This is a genomic window from Vibrio sp. D420a (genome assembly GCF_030248625.1).
Classification (GTDB): domain Bacteria; phylum Pseudomonadota; class Gammaproteobacteria; order Enterobacterales; family Vibrionaceae; genus Vibrio; species Vibrio fortis_A.
In genome coordinates, this window is record NZ_JAHGAN010000009.1 from 18414 (window position 1) to 39909 (window position 21496).

Genomic DNA, 21496 nt, shown 5'->3' on the forward strand with positions numbered 1-21496 from the left:
TATCATGAAAAAGACACTAACCTTTGCAGCACTTCATTTTACTATCGCGTTTAGTGTCGCTTACGTTCTGACTGGCGACATTCTAATTGGTAGTTTAATTGCCATGATTGAGCCTTCAGTGAATACCGTCGCTTTCTATTTTCATGAAAAGGCGTGGGCTCAGGTTCCAGCGCTAAAAGCTCGTCAATGGATGACCAAATTAAAAACGGCCAGCTTTGCTACCATTCACTTCAGCGTCGCGTTTACCGTAGTCTACTTACTAACAGGTGATGCCTTTGTGGGCGGCGTGATGGCGATGTTAGAACCAACATTGAATACAGTCGCTTACTACTTTCATGAGAAAGTTTGGCAGCGTAAATCAGAGGTCAATGTTCCTCAGTTCTGTCACCACCAGCACGCTTAAAGTAGAGAGATGTGTCTAAGGAAAAGTCGATAGTCTACTGGTGAATAAATGGCTGCCCTTGACAAAGTTGCGTACCGCAATTAATTTAATTGCGGTACGCAACTTTATTTTAAGGAACAAGTCATCATGAATGCTCGTCAACTAAGACATTATTCTCGCCAAGCTGTGCGTTTGCTGGGGATGCTTGATAAACAGTGTGGCGAGATTGCGCTCACTCCAGTACAGGCACATGCACTTGGAGAGATCCAACTGCAGCCGTTAACCATCAATCAACTGGCACAACGACTGAATGTCGATAAATCTAATGCAAGTCGTACTGTGTCTGGGTTAGGTAAACTTGGGCTTGTGACAGGTATTGAGAATCCTCGCGACAAGCGCAGCCAAAATATAGCGCTGACTCCTCATGGTGCGTCCACCCTCTCGCAACTCGATCAACAACAAGACAGTTTCTTCGATTCTCTACTAAAGACACTTAATGAGGACGAACAGCAACAGCTCAAGCAGGGCTTAGAGGCATACCTCAAAGGCCTAACAAAAGTCTGCCAAAAGGATGAATTTGTGCTTCGTCCGATGACAAAAGCCGACAACTCACAAGTCGCTGAGGTTATTCGACAGGTGTCGGCCGAGCATGGCTTAACTGCTGACAAAGGATATGGTGTTGGAGATCCAACTCTGGATGATATGTATTCGGTCTACGCCCAAGACAATGCGATGTATTGGGTCATCGAGTACCAAGGTAAGATTGTTGGCGGTGGCGGTTTTGCGCCATTAGCAGGTAAGCCTGAAGTGTGTGAACTACAAAAGATGTATTTCTTAGAGCAGACGCGTGGTCAAGGGCTAGCCAAACGTATTGTTGCCCTGAGTCTTCAGCTAGCGAGGCAACAAGGGTATAAGCAGATGTACCTAGAAACGACAGAGTGTTTGGGAGCAGCTATCAAGCTCTATGAGTCTTTAGGTTTTGAGCACTTGGACGGCGCTTGGGGAGAAACCGGCCATGACGCATGCGAAGTTGTTATGGCCAAAGCGCTTTAATATAGGGGTAACCAAATTACCCCTATCGAGATCAGCGCAGAAAGTTGCTCACACACGAAGCTGGGTTAAGGGCAACAAAAGAGCTCTCTTTCTGCCCATCAAGCTCAACCTCTAACTCATACAAGTGCTTAGGGTTGGGCTTATTGATGTCAAATATCACCGGCGCTTCTACCTGAAAAACCACACCGGTGTGTTCAGCCCGCACATCAATAGGCATCACTAATGTCATCCCATTGAATTTGATCGATGCAGACACTAACCCAGATTTGAGAGTCTGGTAAATCACATCGACCTTGAACTCACAACCACCACCGTGGTGCCAGATCTGCTCTGTAACCACCTGTTCTAGTTTGATATGGCGAACAAACTGCAAGTAAGGAGCCTGCCAAATCCCAATACGTGAATCAGATTTAGCAACAGGCGTTGTTGGAGCGACTTCTTCCATATCCTCTTCCAACAATAATCCTTCTTCTTCCTCAAGGAATAAGATTTCAAAGCGATTACGGCCAGCTTGCATATATGGGCGGATATCTTTGCGATACTCTTCTTGGCTACCATCACAATCGAACACGGCCACACCGTTAAGGCGAACCTCGGCAAAGTAATCGACGCCAGCCATCACTAGCTCAACGAAGGGACACGCTAACATTGCGTCATCGACTTCGATATCGTGCATTAAGTGCCACTCTTGAGCCGCAATCTCTTCTTCACTTAGCGTGTCTGGGAGTTTTGCGCTCAGCGGTGCAGGGAAAGTAATGTCATCTTGAGGTATAGAAAGGTCCGTGAGTGGCGATATTTGCCAAAGACCATCAAGTTGCAGCCGCATATCATTCCTTGAGCTAGATCAATTTTGACCGCATTATAATGAATACACGCACATAAAGACATTGGTTTTTATATGGGCAAAAAAATACCAGCAACTAGGTGCTGGTATCTTTCAATTCAGTAACGAGATTACTCTTCGTCTTCATCATCTTGTGGGTAGATAGCATCTTCACCTTCGTAGTAAGTGCCCCAACCGTCGTAAATGATGTCAAATTTTTCCGCTAGATTAACCAGCTTCTCAACTTGCTCGTCAATTGCTTCTGCATTAAGAGCCGACTGCATAGTCGCGTCGCAGCAAAGCAGCTTGTTGCCGTCTTCGTCTTCTGTCTCTTCTGCTTCTAATACTTCAAAGCCCATCTTGAATGCTTCAACAACCGCTTTCTCAAGTACATCGAAATCTTCAGCAAATAGGTGATGCTCAATTTCGTAAAGTGCATCAGGATCGCTACCGTCTTCGATCAGTGCTGCAATGATATCGCGAGTCTCTTCCTTTTGAATCTCAATTAATTCTTCTACTGATAGATATTCATCTTCGTGAGACATGTTTCTGCTCCAGAGTGTTGACTATGAAAGGATCAAATTTGATTGCCACGAAATATGGCATGGATCGCGCAGAAAAGCCACCTAGATCATCGGGCAACAGCAAACTTTATCCCTTATTAAAGACACTCAAACAGAGCCAAAAGTAAAATCGCAATCACAGAAACAAATATTCAACATATTATTAACCAAAAGCACTTTTAGCATTTCATTTCATCAGCTGATCAGGTTGTACTTGATTCGAAATGCCTGATTAATCACTGTAAATGCATACATACAATTTGTGTTACTTGCATAAGATCTCGCTCTATTCAATTAAAGTGCATATTAGTGAATAAAAAATCACTTTACCGATGTTTTTAATTTCTATTTCCTAGATGAATAGCAGCATAGAAACGCAGAAATCGATGATTTGTTTCCAAGCGGGGAAAATAGTCAAAAAATAACAAATGTGAACATATAGTAGGATTTTCATCCAAATTTAATCAAATAACCTATTTTTTCTATCTTTCACTGGGCTTGCATAATGCGATCAAGCTTGTCATAAATAGACGCTGGATTAAAAGTAAGGATGCAAAATGAGTAAGCTGTACGTTGGCTCCGAAGTCGGTCAATTAAGACGAGTTCTATTAAATCGACCAGAAAGAGCACTCACCCACCTCACCCCTTCAAACTGTCACGAACTTCTTTTTGATGATGTACTAGCAGTAGAAGCTGCGGGTGAAGAGCACGATGCCTTCGCATCAACACTTCGTAACCAAGGTGTCGAGGTATTATTGCTGCACGACCTATTGGTCGAAACACTGGATGTTTCTGAAGCTCGTGAGTGGCTACTCAATACCCAAATTTCAGATTTCCGCTACGGCCCAACCTTTGCGCGCGACCTAAGAAACTACTTAGCACAAATGGATAACGAACACCTCGCCACTATCTTGCTTGGCGGTTTGGCTTATTCAGAACTGCCAATTGCTTCATCGTCGATGCTGCCAAAGATGCACCGTCCATTGGACTTTGTGATTGAGCCGTTACCAAACCACCTATTTACCCGCGACACCTCTTGCTGGGTATATGGTGGTGTGTCGCTCAACCCAATGATGAAACCAGCGCGTCAGCGTGAAACTAACCATCTGCGTGCTATCTACCGTTGGCACCCAGTGTTCGCGGGCCAAGATTTCATTAAGTACTTTGGCGACGAAGACCTTCACTACGACAATGCCAATATTGAAGGCGGTGACGTATTAGTGATTGGTAAAGGCGCGGTTCTTATCGGTATCTCCGAGCGAACTAAGCCACAAGGTGTAGAAAACCTTGCTGCGAGCCTATTCAAGTCAGGCCAAGCAAAAGAAGTTATCGCGATCGATCTGCCTAAACACCGTTCGTGCATGCACTTAGATACCGTAATGACACACATGGATATTGATACCTTCTCTGTATACCCAGAGATCGTGCGCAAAGATCTTGATACATGGCGCCTCACGCCAAAAGAGAATGGTGAGATGCGTGTTGAGAAAGCGGATAACTACTTGTCAGCAATCGAAGGCGCGCTAGGTCTGGATCAACTGAAGATCATCACGACAGGTGGTGACAACTATGAAGCGGAGCGTGAGCAGTGGAACGACGCGAACAACGTTCTAACAGTAAAACCAGGCACAGTGATTGGCTACGAACGCAACGTTTATACTAATGAGAAGTATGACAAAGCCGGTATCGAGGTTCTGACAATTCCTGGTAATGAATTAGGTCGTGGACGTGGTGGGGCTCGTTGTATGAGTTGCCCAATCGAGCGCGACGGCATCTAATTTCAACCTCCTCCCTTCCCTTCTTAAAAGGTCAGCCAATATGTGCTGGCCTTTTTTATCAAATTAATAAAATAAATATTCACAAATATAGCATTTTTATGTTTAACTAAAGCCTTCATTGATTCTATTTGCTCAAGGAGCGAGATATGGCTTTTAATCTTCGCAATCGTAACTTTCTAAAATTGCTCGACTTTACTCCAAAAGAGATTCAATTCTTACTGGATCTGTCAGCAGATCTAAAGAAAGCTAAGTATGCAGGTACTGAACAGAAAAAACTGCTCGGTAAAAACATCGCACTGATCTTTGAAAAAGCCTCTACTCGTACTCGATGTGCCTTTGAAGTTGCCGCGTTTGATCAAGGAGCTCAAGTCTCTTACATCGGGCCATCTGGCTCCCAGATTGGTCAAAAGGAATCAATGAAAGATACGGCTCGAGTACTGGGTCGTATGTACGACGGCATTGAATATCGTGGCTTTGGTCAGAGTATTGTTGAAGACTTAGGTGCCTACGCAGGTGTTCCCGTTTGGAATGGCCTTACTGACGAATTCCACCCAACTCAGATCTTAGCTGACTTCCTGACCATGCTAGAACATGGTCGCGGAAAACAACTGCACCAAATCAGCTTTGCTTACTTAGGTGATGCACGCAACAACATGGGTAACTCGCTACTAGTTGGCGCAGCAAAGATGGGTATGGATATTCGCCTCGTGGCTCCGAAAGCTTTTTGGCCTGAAGAACAACTGGTTGAAGAGTGCCAAGCCATCGCACAAACAACAGGCGCGAAAATCACCTTAACGGAAGACGTAACTGAAGGCGTAAAAGGTTGTGACTACCTATACACTGATGTATGGGTCTCTATGGGTGAGTCACCTGAAGCTTGGGATGAGCGTGTTGCGGTGATGAAACCTTACCAAGTCAATATGGATGTGATTAAGCTTACTGGAAACCCACAAGTGAAGTTTATGCACTGCCTTCCAGCTTTCCATAATAACGAGACCGTGATTGGCCAGCAGGTCGCTGATAAGTACGGTATGAATGGATTGGAAGTGACCGACGAAGTCTTTGAGTCAGATTACTCTATTGTCTTTGATGAAGCAGAGAACCGCATGCACACCATCAAAGCGGTGATGGTTGCTACGCTTGGATAGGCCATTAATCTCATAACAATAAAAGGTTGATGTAATCGCTTGCGCTCACAAATTGAAAGCGTATAATTCTCGGCAATTTGTCTGAGAGTAGTGAAAATGACACCTATCAATATTATGACATCGTTGAATATTGCGCGTAAGCTGGCTGGCTTACAAGGTCGTCTATTCTGCTCAGAAACCTCTTTTTAAAGCCTCCCATTATGGGGGGCTTTTTTATGGTCATTACATTATTGTGGGGAAGAAGATCATGGCGAACTCGCTCTATCAAAAGCACATCATCTCAATTCCAGAGCTTTCTCGTGAAGAGCTAGAATTGATTGTTCAAACAGCTGGTCAGCTAAAAGCAGAACCGAATCCTGAGCTGATTAAAAACAAAGTTGTCGCGAGTTGTTTCTTTGAGCCTTCTACACGAACTCGCCTCTCTTTCGAAACGGCGATTCAACGTATCGGTGGCGACGTAATCGGTTTTGATAGCGGCGGTAACACCTCTCTAGCGAAGAAAGGTGAAACCCTAGCTGACTCTGTACAAGTTATCTCTTCTTACGTGGACGCTTATGTCATGCGCCACCCTCAAGAAGGTGCAGCACGACTGGCTTCTGAGTTCTCTAACAGTGTACCTGTGATTAACGCAGGTGACGGTGCTAACCAACACCCAACACAAACGCTTTTAGACCTATTCTCTATCGCTGAAACGCAAGGCCGTCTTGATAACCTTAACGTCGCGTTCGTCGGCGACCTAAAGTATGGCCGTACCGTTCACTCTCTGACTCAAGCTTTAGCTAAGTTCAATAACATCCGTTTCTACTTCATCGCTCCTGAAGCTCTAGCCATGCCAGACTACATCTGTGAAGAGTTAGACGAGGCTGGCATTGAGTATCAACTTCTAACTGATATGGACTCTGTGATTCCAGAACTGGATGTCCTGTACATGACACGTGTGCAGAAAGAGCGTTTCGATGAGTCTGAGTACGCACATATTAAGTCGGCTTACATCCTAACGGCTGCGCTGCTAGAAGGTGCAAGAGAAAACCTTAAGGTTCTTCACCCACTGCCACGCGTCGATGAAATCACTATCGACGTCGATAAAACGCCACACGCTTACTACTTCCAGCAAGCTGAGAATGGTGTTTACGCACGTGAAGCACTACTAGCCCTTGTTCTTAACGAAACGCTGTAATAGGAGAGATATCATGTCTAAAGGAACTCAGTTAAAAGTTGAAGCGATTAAAAACGGCACGGTAATCGACCATATTCCAGCAAACGTGGGTATCAAGGTATTAAAGCTGTTTGATCTGCATAACTCTCACCAGCGCGTGACTATCGGCCTTAACCTTCCCTCTTCTGCTCTAGGTGGCAAAGACCTACTGAAGATTGAGAATGTGTTCGTAACAGAAGAGCAAGCAAACAAGCTAGCCCTTTACGCGCCGCACGCAACCGTGAACCAGATTGAAGAATACGAAGTAGTAAAAAAGCTAGCTCTAGAGCTGCCAGACCAGATCAACGATGTATTTGAATGCCCGAATACCAACTGCATTACTCACAATGAGCCGGTCGAAAGCAGCTTTAAGATCTTTGAAAAGAATGACGATATTCGCCTGAAGTGCAAATACTGTGAAAAGGTTTTCTCTCGCGAGATCGTTACTGAGAGATAACATCTCCTTGTAGCACGTAAAGAATATGAAAACTATGAAATACCTCGCCTGTGCGGGGTATTTTATTCTTTACCTAATGCCGCTTTGAAGGCACACTGAATTTCGCTTTTTATCTAATAAAATGATGGAACCTATAATGACTAAAGTACTTCACACAGAATCAGCTCCAGCAGCAATCGGCCCATATGTACAAGGCGTTGACCTAGGCAACATGGTACTGACTTCAGGTCAGATCCCAGTAAACCCAGCTACTGGTGAAGTGTCTTCTGACATCGCAGAACAAGCTCGTCAATCTCTTGAAAACGTTAAAGCCGTTGTTGAAGCGTCTGGCCTAACAGTAAAAGACATTGTTAAGCTAACTGTATTCGTTAAAGACCTTAACGACTTCGGCACAGTAAACGAAGTTTACGGTAAGTTCTTCGATGAGCACGACGTAGCAAACTACCCTGCACGTTCATGTGTTGAAGTAGCACGTCTTCCTAAAGATGTTGGTATCGAAATCGAAGCTATCGCAGTTCGCAAATAGTCTCGCTCAGATACAAAAAAGGTTGCCACTGCGGCAACCTTTTTTAATATCTGAAAAACGCTAAAGCGATTGGTATTACTTGCTGTTGAGAGCTTTTACTTCTTCATCAAGCTCTGCCAGTTTTGCTTTCATCTGCTCGCGGCACTCATTCGCTAGTTCACGAACATTCGACTTATCAAAGCCTTCAACGCTAACTGGTGGTAGCATCTCCACGATAACATGACCATTATTCCAACGGTTCAGTTTGATTCCACCCGTCGAGCTACATACGATTGGGATAATTGGTAAGCCAGCACCAATTGCTGCGTGGAATGCACCGGTTTTAAACGGCAATAGACCACGACCACGAGAGCGAGTTCCCTCAGGGAACATCCACACCGAAACATCACTGCCTTTTAGGTTATCAACCACTTGATCAATCGTACCAACAGCTTTACTGCGGTTAGCGCGGTCAATTAGGATGTTGCCCGTTAGCCAGTAAAGCTGACCAAACAGTGGCATCCAAGCTAGGCTCTTCTTACCAACAGTAACCACTTTCGGTGTTACCGCCGAAGAAACTGTAAATAGGTCCCAGTTGTTTTGGTGGTTAGCAATGTAGACATGTTGACCACGAGAGTACGCGTCCTCTGGAATACGTAAGTCCAGGGTGATACCGAAGATCTTTGACATACGGCCAAAGTAGCGACCGAAAGTGAATACGTGCTTTGGATTACGTGGGCTTAACAAGCAGTAACCACAACCAAACACAAACATGAAAATCGCAAATATTGCTACAGCGAAAATACGTAATATTGCTATCATTTTGTTCCTCAACAACCGCTTAACTAGGTCTGTTTTTATTACGCATGATGGTAACAGAGTCGTAAGCGGCAAAATACAATAAAAAAGCCGAAACCAAAGTTTCGACTTTCTTTTTTATTATCTCGTCATACGTCGTGGTATCGAGGCTTAGTTCGATTCACGAAAACGCGTGATGTTAGCGCCCAGTGCCGACAACTTATCTTCAATCTTATCGTAGCCACGATCGATGTGATAAATACGGTCAACAATGGTTTCACCTTGAGCGATACAGCCAGCAATCACTAAGCTTGCTGATGCACGTAGGTCCGTTGCCATCACTTGTGCACCACTCAGTTTTTCAGTCTCACCACAGATCGCAGTATTACCTTCAATCTCAGCTTTTGCGCCCATACGTTGTAGTTCAGGGATGTGCATGAAACGGTTTTCGAAAATCGTTTCAGTGATCACGCCACTGCCCTTCGCCATCATGTTTAGCAGCGTAAACTGAGCCTGCATATCAGTCGGGAAGCCAGGGTGTGGTGCTGTTACGATCTTAACCGCTTTCAGTTCACGGTCAGTCATATCAAGACTGATCCAATCTTCACCAGTTTCAATCTTAGCACCCGCTTCTTCAAGCTTAGCAAGAGCCGCTTCAAGTAGATGCGCGCTAGTATTACGACAAACCACTTTACCGCCCGAAACAGCAGCCGCCACTAGGAAAGTGCCCGTCTCAATGCGGTCAGCAACCACAGCGTGCTTACCACCACCAAGGCGTTCAACACCTTCAATTGTGATGGTGTCCGTACCAGCGCCAGAAATCTTCGCGCCTAGCTTGTTTAGGAATTCTGCAGTATCGACAATTTCAGGCTCACGCGCTGAGTTATCTAATACTGTTGTACCTTCTGCCAATGTTGCTGCACACATAATGGTGATGGTTGCACCAACGCTAACCTTATCCATTACGATGTGAGCGCCTTTTAGCCGACCATCAACATTCGCTTTCACATAGCCGTCTTCTAGAGTGATTGTTGCACCTAGCTGCTCTAGACCGTGAATGTGAAGATCCACCGGACGAGCACCAATCGCACAACCACCAGGCAGTGAAACTTGGCCTTGACCAAAACGTGCCACTAGTGGACCCAAAGCCCAAATTGAAGCACGCATTGTTTTTACTAAATCGTACGGAGCGCAAAACTCGTTAATTTCGCTACCGTCGACATGTACGCTCCCGTTACGTGACACTTTTGCACCTAGGCGCTTAAGTAGCTCCATCGTGGTGTCGATATCACGTAGGTGAGGAACATTACTTACTTCAACTGGCTCTTCCGCCAAAATTGAAGCAAACAAAATAGGTAGTGCAGCATTTTTTGCACCAGAGATCGTCACTTCACCGTTTAACGGCTGATCCGATCCAATAACTCGAAACTTTTCCATCATAAACCTTAAAGTGACATCAGTTTCTTATCACGTTCCCACTCTTCTGGCGTATATGCCTTGATAGAAAGAGCATGGATGTCATTGCGTTGAATGTATTCCATTAGTGGGCCGTAGATCAGCTGCTGCTTCTTAACACGGTTCATGCCGTCAAAACATGCATCCACTGCAACAACTTCGTAATGGCTGCCTTCACCCTTCACAATAATCTCTTGAAGGTTAAGTGCCTCTGCTAATAATTCTTGTACTTTTGTGCTGTCCACAAATAGCTCCTGCCTAATCTTTTAAGTGTTCTGCCATCATTGGCTGGATATTGCTCAATTGGAACAACGTTCGTAATTGTTCTGGCACGAAACTGAGCATTATATGACAGTTTTGATTTTTTGCATGCTCTATTAAGTGAATTAGCATCACCATTCCTGATGAATCGATGCGCTCAACCGTGTTGAGGTTCACTTGCACGCGAGATTCTGTCGTTTTCCATGCCTGTAATGTGCGCCAAATTGCAGGCACGCTGTCGCGGTCTAAATCGCCACTCAGCTGAAACTCGACGGAGCTAAGCTTGCTCCATTGCGTTTGACTCATTTCTTCGAGCTCTCAAAACGAATAGGTTGTGCCGCTAGCTGCTCTAATTCTTTAGCAACGGATAGAATTCCTTGTTGGCGAATCTTAGTGTTCCATTCTGACTGCTTACTTGAAAGTAGACTAATTCCCTCAGCAACCATATCAAAGGCTTTCCACTCACCGGTTTTCTTATCTTTGCGTAGCTTGAATTCAAGCTTGATGTTCGGTCTTGGCGAATCAATGATGTCGACCTTGATGCTGGTAATACGGCTATCAGGTTTGATCTTCGGCTCTGGGCCAAACTGAATGGTTTGATCCGTGTATTGCGTTAGTACCTGAGCGTAAGAAGAAACGAGATATTTACGAAACGCACCAATGAAAACACGCACGTCATCTTTCTTGGCACCTTTCAGGTTTGGGCCCAATAGTTTCAGCGCTGCGTATTGTGCGTTGACATAAGGCATCAGCTCTTCTTCAACAATCACCTTCAACAACTCAGGGTCTTGTTTGATGTTCTCTTGCTCCGCCTTTAGACGATTAAATGCCACCTCAGACACCTGAGTCATCATTTGATAAGGTTGTGTACGGTCGATGCTCTCTTCTGCCACAACATTGGTCGCAAAAATCATAGCTACGACCATCATAAACATTCTTTTTAACATGAATCTATTCCTCAGTTGTCGATTCATCAGAGCCGCCAACGCTGTAAAGCACTTGGCCAATCAGATCTTCTAATACTAATGCAGATTTGGTGTCTTCGATAACATCACCATCAACCAGCATCTCTTCATCTTCAAAGACAAAGCCTGGTACAAGGCTAATGTACTGCTCACCAATCAAACCTGATGTCAAAATCTGTGCACTTGACGTTTCAGAGAATTGATCATATTTCGCATCAATCGATAGCTCGACGACAGGCAGATAGCTTTCTGCATCTAGCTGAATGCTGTTTACACGACCAACAACAACCCCACCCACTTTAACAGGAGAGCGCACTTTCAAGCTGCCGATATTATCGAACGTCGCTTTTAGTGTGTAAGTATGGTTGGAACCTAGCCCTTTCACGTCAGCGACTTGAAAGATCATGATTAAGATTGCGCAAATTCCCGCGATAACAAAGCTACCGACCCATAATTCTAATTTTCGAGTTTGTTGCATGATTAATTCCCGAACATCAATGCTGTAAGAACAAAATCTAGCCCTAGTACTGCTAGAGAAGAGTGCACCACGGTACGCGTGGTTGCACGGCTAATACCTTCCGAGGTTGGTATTGCGTCATAACCATTAAACAGAGCAATCCAAGTCACGGTAATCGCAAACACCATGCATTTGATCATGCTGTTGCCAATATCTCGACCTAGCTCTACTGAAGATTGCATTGCCGACCAGAAGCTGCCGTGGTCGATGCCTTTCCAATCCACACCAACCAGTTGACCGCCCCAAATACCGACCGCCATAAAAATCATGGCCAACAGTGGCATTGAAATAAGACCAGCCCAAAGTCGCGGTGCGATAACGCGTTTTAGAGGATCAACTGCCATCATTTCAAGGCTGGAGATCTGCTCGGTCGCCTTCATCAAGCCAATCTCGGCCGTTAACGCAGAGCCTGCTCGTCCTGCGAAAAGTAGAGCTGTCACCACTGGTCCTAATTCACGTAACAGTGATAGCGCGACCATCTGGCCGAGGTTACCTTCTGCACCATAATCAATCAGTACCACGTAGCCTTGTAGGCTGAGTACCATACCGATAAACAGTCCAGAAACGACGATGATCGCCAGCGACTGAACCCCTACGCTATATAACTGCTTCACCAACAGCGGGAAGTTTTTTAAGCGCGGAATGCCGAAGAAAGCGCCCCACAACATTAAGCTTGCACGACCAAATGCTTCGCACATAGCTAATGTTCGGCGACCGACTACAGCGATATAATTTACAAACATCTAGAATAGATCCTTCTCTAAACTTTGAGCTGGGAAACGAAACGGCACAGGGCCATCTGCTTCACCATTTAAGAACTGCTGTACTCGTGGATCTTCATTTTTTCGCAGCTCTTCAGGTGTCCCTTTCGCAATAATCTTGCCATCGGCGAGCAAGTAAACCCAATCGGCAATGCTCATCACCTCTGGAACATCGTGTGAAACAACAATCGAGGTGAGGCCTAGCGCTTGATTAAGATTACGAATCAGTTCAACCAGAACACCCATGGTGATAGGGTCCTGCCCCACAAAGGGTTCGTCGTACATAATAAGGTCGGGATCGAGAGCGATTGCTCGCGCCAACGCCGCACGCCTTGCCATACCACCAGATAGTTCACTCGGCATCAACTGTGCTGCGCCACGCAGTCCAACGGCCTCAAGTTTAAGCAGCACAATGGTACGAATCAGCGATTCATCCAGTTCAGTGTGCTCACGCAGCGGAAAGGCAACGTTATCGAAGACATTGAGATCAGTAAAAAGTGCCCCGGACTGGAACAACATGCTCATTTTTTTACGAGCTTGGTAGAGCTTACGGCGCGACAAACTAGGAATGTTCTCGCCATCAAACCAAATTTCACCATGGTCTGGAGGGAGCTGACCACCAATTAAGCGCAGCAAGGTCGTTTTACCGATCCCTGATGGTCCCATGATGGCTGTCACTTTTCCTTTAGGAACTTCGAGATCGATATTATCGAAGATCACTCGTTCCCCTCGAGAAAAGCTGAGGTTCTTAACTTTCACAAGCTCATTCTTTAGCATGCTTTTGTTATTTCCTTGCTCTAAAAAACGCCAATAATTGTGCTCATGATAAGTAGTCTGAATGAGAATTAAAAGCACTGTTCGATTAATTGTAGCAAATCAAAACATCGAGCAGGGAATTGAAAGTATTAAGAAATATCCCTACAAATGCACTTTCTTTACAACTTAGTCAGAATTAATTGAATCCGTGACTTCCCTTTTATCTAGCAACACGTCAAAATTAGCGGTTAATTGTCCATTTTTTATTAATTTTTAGGAATCATCATGCTTGAAGCGATTGCGTTTCTTATTATCGGCCTAGGTTTTTTGGTGTGGAGTGCAGATAAACTGGTTTACGGTGCTGCGGCATTGGCTCGCAACTTCGGAATCTCTCCCCTAGTTATCGGTATGACGATTCTTGCAATGGGTTCTTCTGCCCCTGAAATGATGGTTTCTGCAACCGCAGCACTTGACGGAAAAACTGATACCGCCGTAGGTAACGTGCTTGGCTCAAACATCGCCAACATCGCGCTGATTTTAGGTATTACTGCGCTTATCAAGCCGCTTTCAATTAGTTCTGCAGTGATCCGCCGTGAACTGCCGTTAATGATTGGTGTCACACTACTAGCTGGTGCACTTCTTTGGGATAGCTACCTTGGCTTCTACGAAGGTATTCTTCTATTTGTACTGTTTGCAGCATTCTTGTTTGCAATGCTGCAGATTAGCCGTCGCGAAAAAAGCAACGGCGATGCCTTTATCGAAGAGCAAGAATCTGAGATTCCTGAAGGTGTTAGCAACATCAAAGCCGCAATGTGGGTGGTTGTTGGTCTAATTGTCTTGCCTATCTCAGCGGATATGTTGGTGAACAACGCCGTCGTTATCGCGAAATACTTTGGTATGAGTGACCTTGTTATCGGTCTAACCATTATCGCGGTGGGTACGAGCCTTCCTGAATTGGCCGCTTCACTTGCAGGCGTAATGAAGGGTGAAGATGATATGGCTGTCGGCAACATCATCGGCTCTAACGTATTCAACATCCTTGCGGTTATGGGTATCCCTGGCATCCTAAACCCTTCTATTCTAAGCGAATTTGCAATGGGTCGTGACTTCTGGGTCATGCTCGGTGTTTCTCTGCTATTGGTTGTTATGGCGCTTGGCAAGTCACGCAGCGTCAACCGCATTGAAGGTGGCGCACTTGTGGTTTGCTTCTTGGCATACCAAGGCTACCTGCTGATGAACATGTCAGCGTAATCACAAACCAAGTATTCCTTTTATAAGACTCTGGAGTATCTGATGTCTCAGTCATTCGATTACCGTAGTGTTGCGAAACAAGTACTAGAGATTGAGGTTGCTGGCCTCAATCAACTAGACCAGTACTTTAATGAAGACTTCTGTCGCGCGTGTGACCTCATCCTCAACAACCAAGGCAAAGTGGTTGTGATGGGCATGGGTAAATCTGGCCACATTGGCAATAAGATTGCTGCGACACTGGCGAGCACAGGCACCTCTGCGTTTTTTGTTCACCCAGGTGAAGCCGCACATGGTGATTTGGGTATGGTTGAACCGGGCGACATCGTACTTGCGATCTCTAACTCCGGTGAATCAGATGAAATTCTTAGCCTATTTCCAGTGCTAAAACGCCTGAACATCAAGATTATCAGTATGACTGGCAAGCCAAAGTCAAACATGGCGACCCTGTCAGATATCCATCTTCAAATTACCGTACCGGAAGAAGCGTGCCCACTTGGTCTTGCGCCAACCAGTAGCACAACAGCGACTCTCGTTATGGGTGATGCACTGGCTGTCGCTCTGCTGCAAGCGCGTGGCTTTACAGCGGAAGATTTTGCTCTGTCACACCCAGGTGGTGCACTTGGCAGACAACTACTATTGAAGCTTGAAGATATTATGCATACCGGTGATGCACTACCTATGGTATCTCCGAATGCTCTCGTCCGTGACGCCCTGCTTGAGATCTCTCAGAAAGGCTTAGGCATGACCGCTGTTGTTGATGACCAAGGCAAAATGCTCGGTATCTTTACCGATGGGGATTTACGCAGAATCCTCGACAAACGCATCGATATTCACACTACTCAGATTGGCGATGTGATGACTCAAAACCCAACTGTAGCTGATCCAAACATGTTGGCAGTCGAAGGCCTTAACTTAATGCAAGAAAAAAGCATCAACGGGTTAATGCTTTGCCAAGATGGTGCGCTTGTTGGTGCGCTAAATATGCACGACCTACTGAAAGCAGGAGTAATGTAATGACTCAGACAGTATCAACACTTTATGGCTCAGTAGATGCGGACGTTTTTCAGATCGCGAAAGAGATAAAGCTGCTAATCTGTGATGTAGATGGTGTGTTTTCTGATGGCCTTGTTTACATGGGTAACCAAGGTGAAGAGCTTAAAACCTTTCATACCCGCGACGGCTACGGTGTTAAATCTCTAATGAATGCAGGGATTGAAATCGCCATCATTACCGGGCGCCAATCACAAATTGTCGAAAACCGCATGACAGCTCTCGGTATTAAGCTGATCTATCAAGGTCAAGACGACAAGGTTAAAGCTTATCAAGATATCTGCGATAAACTGAATATAGCTCCAGAACATACTGGCTACATCGGCGATGACCTGATTGACTGGCCAGTGATGGAAAAAGTGGCATTGAAAGTGTGTGTCGCGGATGGACACCCACTACTGGTTCAACGAGCAAACTACGTTACCAATATCAAGGGGGGTCATGGCGCGGTACGTGAAGTCTGTGACCTTATTTTACAAGCAAGGGATGAGCTAGACGTGCACAAAGGTCTAAGCATATGAGTTTAACTCGTATTATCTATTTAATTCTGTTGTTTATTGCTTCTTGGTCAGCTTATTACCTGTATGACAAAGAGCAAAGCACCGCAATTCAGGTTGCTCCTAATCTGGAATTGCCTGTATTCAGCGGAAGAAATCTAGATAATATCAGCTACGACCAAGCAGGCATTCGTAGCTATCAAATAGAATCAAGTCATCTAGAACACTACTCCAAAAGTGGCGATACCATTTTTGAAAACCCGGTGCTCTCGGTATTTCGTGATGGCCACACAATCGAGTGGCAGATGACCGCAAGGCGTGCTGTACTCGACGACGACCAAACGTTGACACTTTATGATAATGTAATAGTGAAAAACCTATTACCAGAAGCCAGCTTCGACAACATGACTATGGATAAGTTGGTTGTTGAGCTCACTAGCCGAGACTTTCATTCCGAAAGTACAGTTCGTCTGATCGGCCCATTATTTGAAACTGAGGGACAAGCTATGAAGGGCAACTTCGATAGCAACACTGCAACCCTCTTTGAAACTGTTCAAGGTAGATATGAAACTCTTACACCTTAGTTTACTTGCTTTCGCGTTTGCAGCGCCAAACGCCCTTGCTCTGTCATCAGATACGGAGCAGCCTGTTTACATCGATTCAGACAGCCAACAGCTCGATATGAAGAGCAACAAGGTGACGTTTGAAGGCGATGTGAAACTTAAGCAAGGCAGCATTAATATTAACGCTGACAAAATCATCGTTACGCGTAATGCAAGCAGCGGTGAAATCGAGGCGATTCAAGGTTTTGGTAAACCAGCGCTTTTTTCACAGCTTACCGACGATGGTAAAACGCTAAGCGGACAGGCGTTTGAGCTGAATTATCAGCTGAGTACAGACAAGCTGATCATGACCAAAGAGGCACAACTGTCTCAAGACGGTAACCTAATTCGTGGTTCTAAGATCACCTATCAGATCTCTTCACAAAAACTGGTTGCTGACAGCGATAAAAACGAGCGTGTTTCAACCGTTCTTCAACCAGCACAAGTGAACAAATAACTATGGCAGTCTTAAAAGCGCAAAACTTGGCTAAGACCTACAGCAAACGTAAGGTTGTAACAGACGTAAGCCTGCAAGTTGAATCTGGACAAATCGTCGGCCTGCTGGGCCCTAACGGTGCCGGTAAGACCACCTCTTTCTACATGATCGTTGGTTTGGTTGCGCGTGATGAAGGCACCATCAGCATCGATGATAATGACATCAGTATTCTACCGATGCATAGCCGCTCACGTTTAGGTATCGGCTACCTACCTCAAGAAGCGTCGATCTTCCGTAAGCTCTCAGTTGAAGACAACATCATGTCGGTGCTGCAAACGCGTAAGGAATTAACGCCAGAAGAGCGCCAAGATAAACTAGAAGACCTGCTTGAAGAGTTCCATATCCAACACATTCGTACCAGTAACGGTATGGCACTGTCTGGTGGTGAGCGACGTCGTGTTGAGATTGCTCGCGCTCTGGCTGCGAACCCTCAGTTTATTCTGCTCGATGAACCGTTCGCGGGTGTAGACCCAATCTCAGTTATCGATATCAAGAAAATCATTGAACACCTACGCGATCGCGGTCTGGGTGTATTGATCACTGACCATAACGTTCGTGAGACGTTAGACGTGTGTGAAAAGGCTTATATTGTGAGCCAAGGACACTTGATTGCGGAAGGTTCACCGGAGGATGTTCTCAATAACGAACAGGTGAAACAAGTTTATCTAGGCGAACAATTCCGTCTATGATTATATAGAGCGTATCGAGAATTCTAAGAATAATAACTAGGTAAGTAATACTGAATGAAACCCTCATTACAACTTAAGCTAGGCCAGCAATTAGCAATGACCCCTCAGCTACAACAAGCGATACGTTTGTTGCAGTTGTCTACGTTGGATTTGCAACAAGAGATTCAAGAGGCTTTGGAATCGAACCCACTTCTCGATGTAGAAGAAGGGAATGATGACGCTCCTGCAAACTCTGAAGAAAAGCCGAGTCGTGACGAGAAAGAAGCAGCAGAAGCCACTGCTGAACCAGACTTACCTGACAGCTCAGATCTGATTGAAAAATCTGAGATTGGCAACGACTTAGAAATCGATACCACTTGGGAGGACGTCTACAGTGCCAACACCGGTAATACAGGTATTGCTATCGATGATGATATGCCAGTTTACCAAGGCGAGACCACCCAAAGCCTGCAAGATTACCTGCTATGGCAATTAGACCTGACGCCATTTTCAGAAACAGACCGTACTATTGCGTTAGCCCTGATTGATGCTATCGACGACTACGGTTACCTCACTGTTTCAAGTGAAGACATTCTTGAGAGCTTCGACAACGAAGAGATTGAGCTCGACGAGATTGAAGCCGTTCGCAAACGCATTCAACAGTTCGATCCACTTGGTGTGGGCTCGCTGAACTTGCAAGACTGTCTACTGCTACAACTTGCGACCTTCCCTGAAGATACACCATGGCTTAAAGAGGCTAAGTTAGTACTTACTAGCCATATCGACCAGCTGGGTAATCGTGATTACAAGCTGATCATCAAAGAGACTAAGCTTAAAGAGGCAGAACTACGTGAAGTTCTGCAGCTTATACAGCAACTAGACCCGCGTCCAGGCAGCAAAATCACTCCGGATGAAACCGAATATGTGGTGCCTGATGTCTCAGTGTTTAAAGACCTAGGTAAGTGGTTAGTTACCATTAACCCAGATAGCGTACCAAAGCTGAAAGTGAACCAGCAGTACGCCGATCTAGGCAGTAAAGGCAACAGTGCTGACAACCAATACATTCGCTCCAACTTGCAAGAGGCAAAATGGCTAATTAAGAGCCTAGAGAGTCGAAATGAGACGCTACTCAAAGTTGCGCGATGCATTGTTGAACATCAGCACGATTTCTTCGAACATGGTGAAGAAGCCATGAAACCTATGGTGTTAAATGACGTTGCACTTGCAGTCGACATGCATGAATCCACAATCTCTCGTGTTACGACACAGAAGTTCATGCACACACCACGAGGCATCTTCGAACTGAAATACTTCTTCTCTAGTCATGTCAGCACTGACAATGGCGGAGAATGTTCATCAACAGCAATTCGCGCTCTGATCAAGAAACTGGTGGCCGCTGAAAACACAGCTAAGCCGCTCAGCGATAGCAAGATTGCTGCTTTACTGGCTGACCAAGGAATTCAGGTAGCTAGAAGAACCATAGCAAAATACCGTGAATCTTTAGGCATTGCCCCTTCGAGTCAGCGTAAACGCCTACTGTAGGGCACCAACTGAAAAGGAAAGTCTATGCAAATCAATATTCAAGGCCATCACGTTGATCTTACCGATTCAATGCAAGACTATGTTCACACCAAATTTGAAAAGCTTGAACGCTTTTTTGAGCACATTAATAACGTTCAAGTTGTATTAAAAGTTGAGAAAATTAACCAGATTGCAGAAGCAACACTGCATGTTAATCAAGGCGACATTCATGCGACAGCTACCGATGAAAATATGTATGCTGCAATTGATTCATTAGTTGATAAACTCGTCCGCCAACTCAACAAGCACAAAGAAAAGCTAAGTAGCCACTAACATGCAATTAAGCGAAGTACTTTCATTGGACTGCACCAAAAGTGCAGTCCAATGCACGAGCAAAAAAAGAGCCCTAGAAATCATCAGCCAGATTGCAGCCGAGAGCTGTGGTCAAGACTCAACAGAACTGTTCGAGTGCATGCTGAGCCGAGAGAAAATGGGCAGTACCGGCATCGGAAATGGTATCGCTATTCCCCATGCCCGTATGAATGTCAGCGACAAAGCGATCGCTGTTCTATTGCAGTGCCAAGACCCTATCGAGTTTGATGCAATCGATAACCGCCCTGTCGACCTACTATTTGCACTTTTGGTTCCTAGTGAGCAATGTAAAGAGCATCTAAAAACCCTTTCTTGTATGGCAGAGCGACTCAACGACAAACAAACACTGAAACAACTGCGTAATGCGCAAAGCGATCAAGAGCTTTACGACATTATGATCCAAGTGCCGACTTGCGAGCAATAACATGCGCCTTATCGTAGTTAGTGGTCAATCAGGAGCTGGTAAAAGTGTCGCTTTGCGAGTTCTTGAAGATCTCGGTTATTACTGCGTTGATAACTTACCTGTCAACCTGCTCGGCAACTTTGTTGAGTCAGTCAAAGAGAGCAACCAAAACGTTGCAGTAAGCATCGATATACGCAACCTGCCTAAAGAGCCTCATCTTGTCACAGAGACGCTGGTTCAATTAGAAGATGCCGCCAATATCGATGTTAGCGTATTGTTCTTGGATGCAAGCAAACAAACCCTGCTCAAGCGCTACAGCGAGACTCGTCGTATCCACCCGCTTTCGCAAGGTGACGACAAACTCTCTTTAGAGCAAGCCATCGACCTCGAGAAACAACTGCTTTCTCCACTGTCTGATCAAGCCGATATCTTGATCGATAGTAGCGATTGCAACCTCTATGAATTGAGTGAGCAAGTACGCCTAAAAATTGAAGGCAAAGAGAAGCAAGAGCTGATCATTGTTTTCCAATCCTTTGGTTTTAAGTACGGTTTACCTAGCGATGCTGACTATGTGTTTGATGTTCGCTTCTTGCCTAACCCGCATTGGGAACCCGACCTAAGACCGCTCACTGGACTTGATGCTCCGATTCACTCTTACCTAGAGAAACATCAGGAAGTGATCGAGTTGAAGCAGCAGATTCAAGGCTTTGTCGAGCAATGGCTACCGATGTTAGAAAAGAACAATCGCAGTTACCTCACGGTAGCGATTGGTTGTACTGGTGGTAAGCACCGCTCAGTATATCTGACTCAAAAAATTGGTGAGTACTTTGACCAACTGGGTCACCAAGTACAAATTCGACACGCTTCATTAGAAAAAAACCAACAGGCCTAAATCATGGAATTGACCCGCACTGTACTCATTCAAAACCGTTTGGGGCTTCATGCTCGCGCAGCAGTAAAACTGGTGGAGCTTGCCCAAAGCTTCAATGCAACCCTGACGATTCATAGTGAAGATGAGAAAAGCGCAACAGCAGACAGTGTCATGGGGTTACTCATGCTTGAATCGGCCCAAGGTCAACACATTCGCATTCAGGCAGAAGGCGATGATGCCCAGCAGGCACTTGATGCCGTGTGTCACCTAATCGAAGACAAATTTGACGAGGGCGAGTAACTGGAACGGGGTAATGCCCCAACTGTTATCTCGCTATACAACGCCTAC

At 45.3% G+C, this 21496-nt stretch carries 28 protein-coding genes; 18 read left to right on the forward strand and 10 right to left on the reverse strand.

Annotation, left to right across the window (positions count from 1 at the left end):
• Positions 1-4: 4 nt before the first annotated feature.
• The gene (locus KI743_RS08870) at positions 5-403 is read left to right on the forward strand and encodes a DUF2061 domain-containing protein (RefSeq protein ID WP_150893351.1); all 399 of its coding nucleotides are present in this window, start codon (positions 5-7) and stop codon (positions 401-403) included.
• A gap of 126 nt (positions 404-529) precedes the next feature.
• Positions 530-1435, forward strand: coding sequence for a bifunctional helix-turn-helix transcriptional regulator/GNAT family N-acetyltransferase (locus tag KI743_RS08875; RefSeq protein ID WP_285466051.1), 906 nt, complete (start codon positions 530-532; stop codon positions 1433-1435).
• Between the two features lie 31 nt (positions 1436-1466).
• Here the strand turns inward: KI743_RS08875 and KI743_RS08880 are convergent, their stop codons facing one another.
• On the reverse strand, positions 1467-2261 hold the full coding sequence (locus tag KI743_RS08880) for a hypothetical protein (protein ID WP_285466052.1): 795 nt from the start codon (positions 2259-2261) through the stop codon (positions 1467-1469).
• 128 nt (positions 2262-2389) lie between these two features.
• Positions 2390-2803 carry a ribonuclease E inhibitor RraB gene (gene rraB, locus KI743_RS08885; RefSeq protein WP_032553248.1) on the reverse strand — a complete coding sequence of 138 codons (414 nt, stop codon included), beginning with the start codon at positions 2801-2803 and terminating at the stop codon, positions 2390-2392.
• 575 nt (positions 2804-3378) lie between these two features.
• Between rraB and arcA the strand changes: the two genes are divergently transcribed.
• The 5 genes from arcA (at position 3379) to KI743_RS08910 (ending at position 7925) form a co-directional block, all read left to right on the forward strand.
• Complete coding sequence (arcA, locus tag KI743_RS08890) at positions 3379-4599, forward strand: arginine deiminase (protein ID WP_032553249.1); 1221 nt, start codon at positions 3379-3381, stop codon at positions 4597-4599.
• Positions 4600-4745: 146 nt separating this feature from the next.
• A complete protein-coding gene (locus KI743_RS08895) occupies positions 4746-5747 on the forward strand; it encodes an ornithine carbamoyltransferase (protein WP_285466054.1) in 1002 nt (333 codons plus the stop codon).
• A gap of 247 nt (positions 5748-5994) precedes the next feature.
• Positions 5995-6924 carry an aspartate carbamoyltransferase gene (gene pyrB, locus KI743_RS08900; protein WP_285466055.1) on the forward strand — a complete coding sequence of 310 codons (930 nt, stop codon included), beginning with the start codon at positions 5995-5997 and terminating at the stop codon, positions 6922-6924.
• A 13-nt stretch (positions 6925-6937) separates the two neighbouring features.
• Entirely contained in the window at positions 6938-7399 is a 462-nt protein-coding gene (pyrI, locus tag KI743_RS08905; protein WP_032553254.1) for an aspartate carbamoyltransferase regulatory subunit, read from the forward strand.
• Positions 7400-7535: 136 nt separating this feature from the next.
• A complete protein-coding gene (locus KI743_RS08910; protein WP_032553255.1) occupies positions 7536-7925 on the forward strand; it encodes a RidA family protein in 390 nt (129 codons plus the stop codon).
• A 75-nt stretch (positions 7926-8000) separates the two neighbouring features.
• Here KI743_RS08910 and KI743_RS08915 read toward each other — a convergent pair whose 3' ends face one another.
• From KI743_RS08915 to mlaF, 8 genes are all read right to left on the reverse strand, one after another.
• On the reverse strand, positions 8001-8726 hold the full coding sequence (locus KI743_RS08915) for a 1-acylglycerol-3-phosphate O-acyltransferase (protein ID WP_032553256.1): 726 nt from the start codon (positions 8724-8726) through the stop codon (positions 8001-8003).
• A gap of 147 nt (positions 8727-8873) precedes the next feature.
• A complete protein-coding gene (gene murA, locus KI743_RS08920; RefSeq protein ID WP_152469338.1) occupies positions 8874-10139 on the reverse strand; it encodes a UDP-N-acetylglucosamine 1-carboxyvinyltransferase in 1266 nt (421 codons plus the stop codon).
• An 8-nt stretch (positions 10140-10147) separates the two neighbouring features.
• The gene (gene ibaG, locus KI743_RS08925) at positions 10148-10402 is read right to left on the reverse strand and encodes a BolA family iron metabolism protein IbaG (protein WP_032553259.1); all 255 of its coding nucleotides are present in this window, start codon (positions 10400-10402) and stop codon (positions 10148-10150) included.
• Positions 10403-10415: 13 nt separating this feature from the next.
• Positions 10416-10724: a lipid asymmetry maintenance protein MlaB gene (locus tag KI743_RS08930; protein WP_285466059.1), complete on the reverse strand. Its 309-nt coding sequence runs from the start codon at positions 10722-10724 to the stop codon at positions 10416-10418.
• Complete coding sequence (locus KI743_RS08935; RefSeq protein ID WP_373417827.1) at positions 10721-11353, reverse strand: ABC transporter substrate-binding protein; 633 nt, start codon at positions 11351-11353, stop codon at positions 10721-10723. The genes KI743_RS08930 and KI743_RS08935 overlap by 4 nt, the downstream gene beginning before the upstream one ends.
• A gap of 16 nt (positions 11354-11369) precedes the next feature.
• Positions 11370-11861: an outer membrane lipid asymmetry maintenance protein MlaD gene (gene mlaD, locus KI743_RS08940; protein ID WP_285466061.1), complete on the reverse strand. Its 492-nt coding sequence runs from the start codon at positions 11859-11861 to the stop codon at positions 11370-11372.
• 2 nt (positions 11862-11863) lie between these two features.
• Positions 11864-12643, reverse strand: a complete 780-nt coding sequence (gene mlaE, locus KI743_RS08945) for a lipid asymmetry maintenance ABC transporter permease subunit MlaE (protein WP_285466062.1) — start codon at positions 12641-12643, stop codon at positions 11864-11866.
• Positions 12644-13438: a phospholipid ABC transporter ATP-binding protein MlaF gene (gene mlaF / locus KI743_RS08950; protein WP_285466064.1), complete on the reverse strand. Its 795-nt coding sequence runs from the start codon at positions 13436-13438 to the stop codon at positions 12644-12646.
• Positions 13439-13702: 264 nt separating this feature from the next.
• On the opposite strand from mlaF, the gene KI743_RS08955 reads away from it, so the two are divergent.
• The 11 genes from KI743_RS08955 to KI743_RS09005 are packed head-to-tail and all read left to right on the forward strand — an operon-like array spanning position 13703 to position 21448.
• Positions 13703-14668: a calcium/sodium antiporter gene (locus KI743_RS08955; protein WP_032553265.1), complete on the forward strand. Its 966-nt coding sequence runs from the start codon at positions 13703-13705 to the stop codon at positions 14666-14668.
• Positions 14669-14710: 42 nt separating this feature from the next.
• Positions 14711-15682, forward strand: a complete 972-nt coding sequence (gene kdsD / locus KI743_RS08960) for an arabinose-5-phosphate isomerase KdsD (protein ID WP_285466065.1) — start codon at positions 14711-14713, stop codon at positions 15680-15682.
• On the forward strand, positions 15682-16239 hold the full coding sequence (gene kdsC / locus KI743_RS08965) for a 3-deoxy-manno-octulosonate-8-phosphatase KdsC (protein ID WP_150869337.1): 558 nt from the start codon (positions 15682-15684) through the stop codon (positions 16237-16239). The genes kdsD and kdsC overlap by 1 nt, the downstream gene beginning before the upstream one ends.
• Complete coding sequence (gene lptC, locus KI743_RS08970; RefSeq protein ID WP_032553268.1) at positions 16236-16799, forward strand: LPS export ABC transporter periplasmic protein LptC; 564 nt, start codon at positions 16236-16238, stop codon at positions 16797-16799. Before kdsC ends, lptC begins: the two co-directional genes overlap by 4 nt.
• Positions 16780-17274, forward strand: coding sequence for a lipopolysaccharide transport periplasmic protein LptA (gene lptA, locus KI743_RS08975; RefSeq protein ID WP_032553269.1), 495 nt, complete (start codon positions 16780-16782; stop codon positions 17272-17274). Before lptC ends, lptA begins: the two co-directional genes overlap by 20 nt.
• A 2-nt stretch (positions 17275-17276) precedes the next feature.
• A complete protein-coding gene (gene lptB / locus KI743_RS08980) occupies positions 17277-18002 on the forward strand; it encodes an LPS export ABC transporter ATP-binding protein (protein ID WP_032553270.1) in 726 nt (241 codons plus the stop codon).
• 54 nt (positions 18003-18056) lie between these two features.
• Positions 18057-19523, forward strand: coding sequence for an RNA polymerase factor sigma-54 (locus tag KI743_RS08985; protein WP_150869338.1), 1467 nt, complete (start codon positions 18057-18059; stop codon positions 19521-19523).
• 24 nt (positions 19524-19547) lie between these two features.
• Positions 19548-19835 (forward strand): ribosome hibernation promoting factor, encoded by a 288-nt coding sequence (gene hpf / locus KI743_RS08990; protein ID WP_032553272.1) that lies wholly within the window; start codon positions 19548-19550, stop codon positions 19833-19835.
• A 1-nt stretch (position 19836) separates the two neighbouring features.
• Complete coding sequence (gene ptsN, locus KI743_RS08995) at positions 19837-20298, forward strand: PTS IIA-like nitrogen regulatory protein PtsN (protein ID WP_032553273.1); 462 nt, start codon at positions 19837-19839, stop codon at positions 20296-20298.
• A 1-nt stretch (position 20299) separates the two neighbouring features.
• Positions 20300-21169, forward strand: a complete 870-nt coding sequence (gene rapZ / locus KI743_RS09000) for an RNase adapter RapZ (RefSeq protein WP_285466066.1) — start codon at positions 20300-20302, stop codon at positions 21167-21169.
• A gap of 3 nt (positions 21170-21172) precedes the next feature.
• A complete protein-coding gene (locus KI743_RS09005) occupies positions 21173-21448 on the forward strand; it encodes an HPr family phosphocarrier protein (protein ID WP_150893324.1) in 276 nt (91 codons plus the stop codon).
• Positions 21449-21496 lie beyond the last annotated feature (48 nt).

Excerpts from the sequence above, each read along its gene's own strand:
- KI743_RS08870 (WP_150893351.1), top strand. The coding sequence starts at position 5 with ATGAAAAAGACACTAACCTTTGCAGCACTTCATTTTACTATCGCGTTT.
- KI743_RS08875 (WP_285466051.1), top strand. The coding sequence starts at position 530 with ATGAATGCTCGTCAACTAAGACATTATTCTCGCCAAGCTGTGCGTTTG.
- KI743_RS08880 (WP_285466052.1), bottom strand. The coding sequence starts at position 2,261 with ATGCGGCTGCAACTTGATGGTCTTTGGCAAATATCGCCACTCACGGAC.
- rraB (WP_032553248.1), bottom strand. The coding sequence starts at position 2,803 with ATGTCTCACGAAGATGAATATCTATCAGTAGAAGAATTAATTGAGATT.
- arcA (WP_032553249.1), top strand. The coding sequence starts at position 3,379 with ATGAGTAAGCTGTACGTTGGCTCCGAAGTCGGTCAATTAAGACGAGTT.
- KI743_RS08895 (WP_285466054.1), top strand. The coding sequence starts at position 4,746 with ATGGCTTTTAATCTTCGCAATCGTAACTTTCTAAAATTGCTCGACTTT.
- pyrB (WP_285466055.1), top strand. The coding sequence starts at position 5,995 with ATGGCGAACTCGCTCTATCAAAAGCACATCATCTCAATTCCAGAGCTT.
- pyrI (WP_032553254.1), top strand. The coding sequence starts at position 6,938 with ATGTCTAAAGGAACTCAGTTAAAAGTTGAAGCGATTAAAAACGGCACG.
- KI743_RS08910 (WP_032553255.1), top strand. The coding sequence starts at position 7,536 with ATGACTAAAGTACTTCACACAGAATCAGCTCCAGCAGCAATCGGCCCA.
- KI743_RS08915 (WP_032553256.1), bottom strand. The coding sequence starts at position 8,726 with ATGATAGCAATATTACGTATTTTCGCTGTAGCAATATTTGCGATTTTC.
- murA (WP_152469338.1), bottom strand. The coding sequence starts at position 10,139 with ATGGAAAAGTTTCGAGTTATTGGATCGGATCAGCCGTTAAACGGTGAA.
- KI743_RS08930 (WP_285466059.1), bottom strand. The coding sequence starts at position 10,724 with ATGAGTCAAACGCAATGGAGCAAGCTTAGCTCCGTCGAGTTTCAGCTG.
- KI743_RS08935 (WP_373417827.1), bottom strand. The coding sequence starts at position 11,353 with ATGTTTATGATGGTCGTAGCTATGATTTTTGCGACCAATGTTGTGGCA.
- mlaD (WP_285466061.1), bottom strand. The coding sequence starts at position 11,861 with ATGCAACAAACTCGAAAATTAGAATTATGGGTCGGTAGCTTTGTTATC.
- mlaE (WP_285466062.1), bottom strand. The coding sequence starts at position 12,643 with ATGTTTGTAAATTATATCGCTGTAGTCGGTCGCCGAACATTAGCTATG.
- mlaF (WP_285466064.1), bottom strand. The coding sequence starts at position 13,438 with ATGCTAAAGAATGAGCTTGTGAAAGTTAAGAACCTCAGCTTTTCTCGA.
- KI743_RS08955 (WP_032553265.1), top strand. The coding sequence starts at position 13,703 with ATGCTTGAAGCGATTGCGTTTCTTATTATCGGCCTAGGTTTTTTGGTG.
- kdsD (WP_285466065.1), top strand. The coding sequence starts at position 14,711 with ATGTCTCAGTCATTCGATTACCGTAGTGTTGCGAAACAAGTACTAGAG.
- kdsC (WP_150869337.1), top strand. The coding sequence starts at position 15,682 with ATGACTCAGACAGTATCAACACTTTATGGCTCAGTAGATGCGGACGTT.
- lptC (WP_032553268.1), top strand. The coding sequence starts at position 16,236 with ATGAGTTTAACTCGTATTATCTATTTAATTCTGTTGTTTATTGCTTCT.
- lptA (WP_032553269.1), top strand. The coding sequence starts at position 16,780 with ATGAAACTCTTACACCTTAGTTTACTTGCTTTCGCGTTTGCAGCGCCA.
- lptB (WP_032553270.1), top strand. The coding sequence starts at position 17,277 with ATGGCAGTCTTAAAAGCGCAAAACTTGGCTAAGACCTACAGCAAACGT.
- KI743_RS08985 (WP_150869338.1), top strand. The coding sequence starts at position 18,057 with ATGAAACCCTCATTACAACTTAAGCTAGGCCAGCAATTAGCAATGACC.
- hpf (WP_032553272.1), top strand. The coding sequence starts at position 19,548 with ATGCAAATCAATATTCAAGGCCATCACGTTGATCTTACCGATTCAATG.
- ptsN (WP_032553273.1), top strand. The coding sequence starts at position 19,837 with ATGCAATTAAGCGAAGTACTTTCATTGGACTGCACCAAAAGTGCAGTC.
- rapZ (WP_285466066.1), top strand. The coding sequence starts at position 20,300 with ATGCGCCTTATCGTAGTTAGTGGTCAATCAGGAGCTGGTAAAAGTGTC.
- KI743_RS09005 (WP_150893324.1), top strand. The coding sequence starts at position 21,173 with ATGGAATTGACCCGCACTGTACTCATTCAAAACCGTTTGGGGCTTCAT.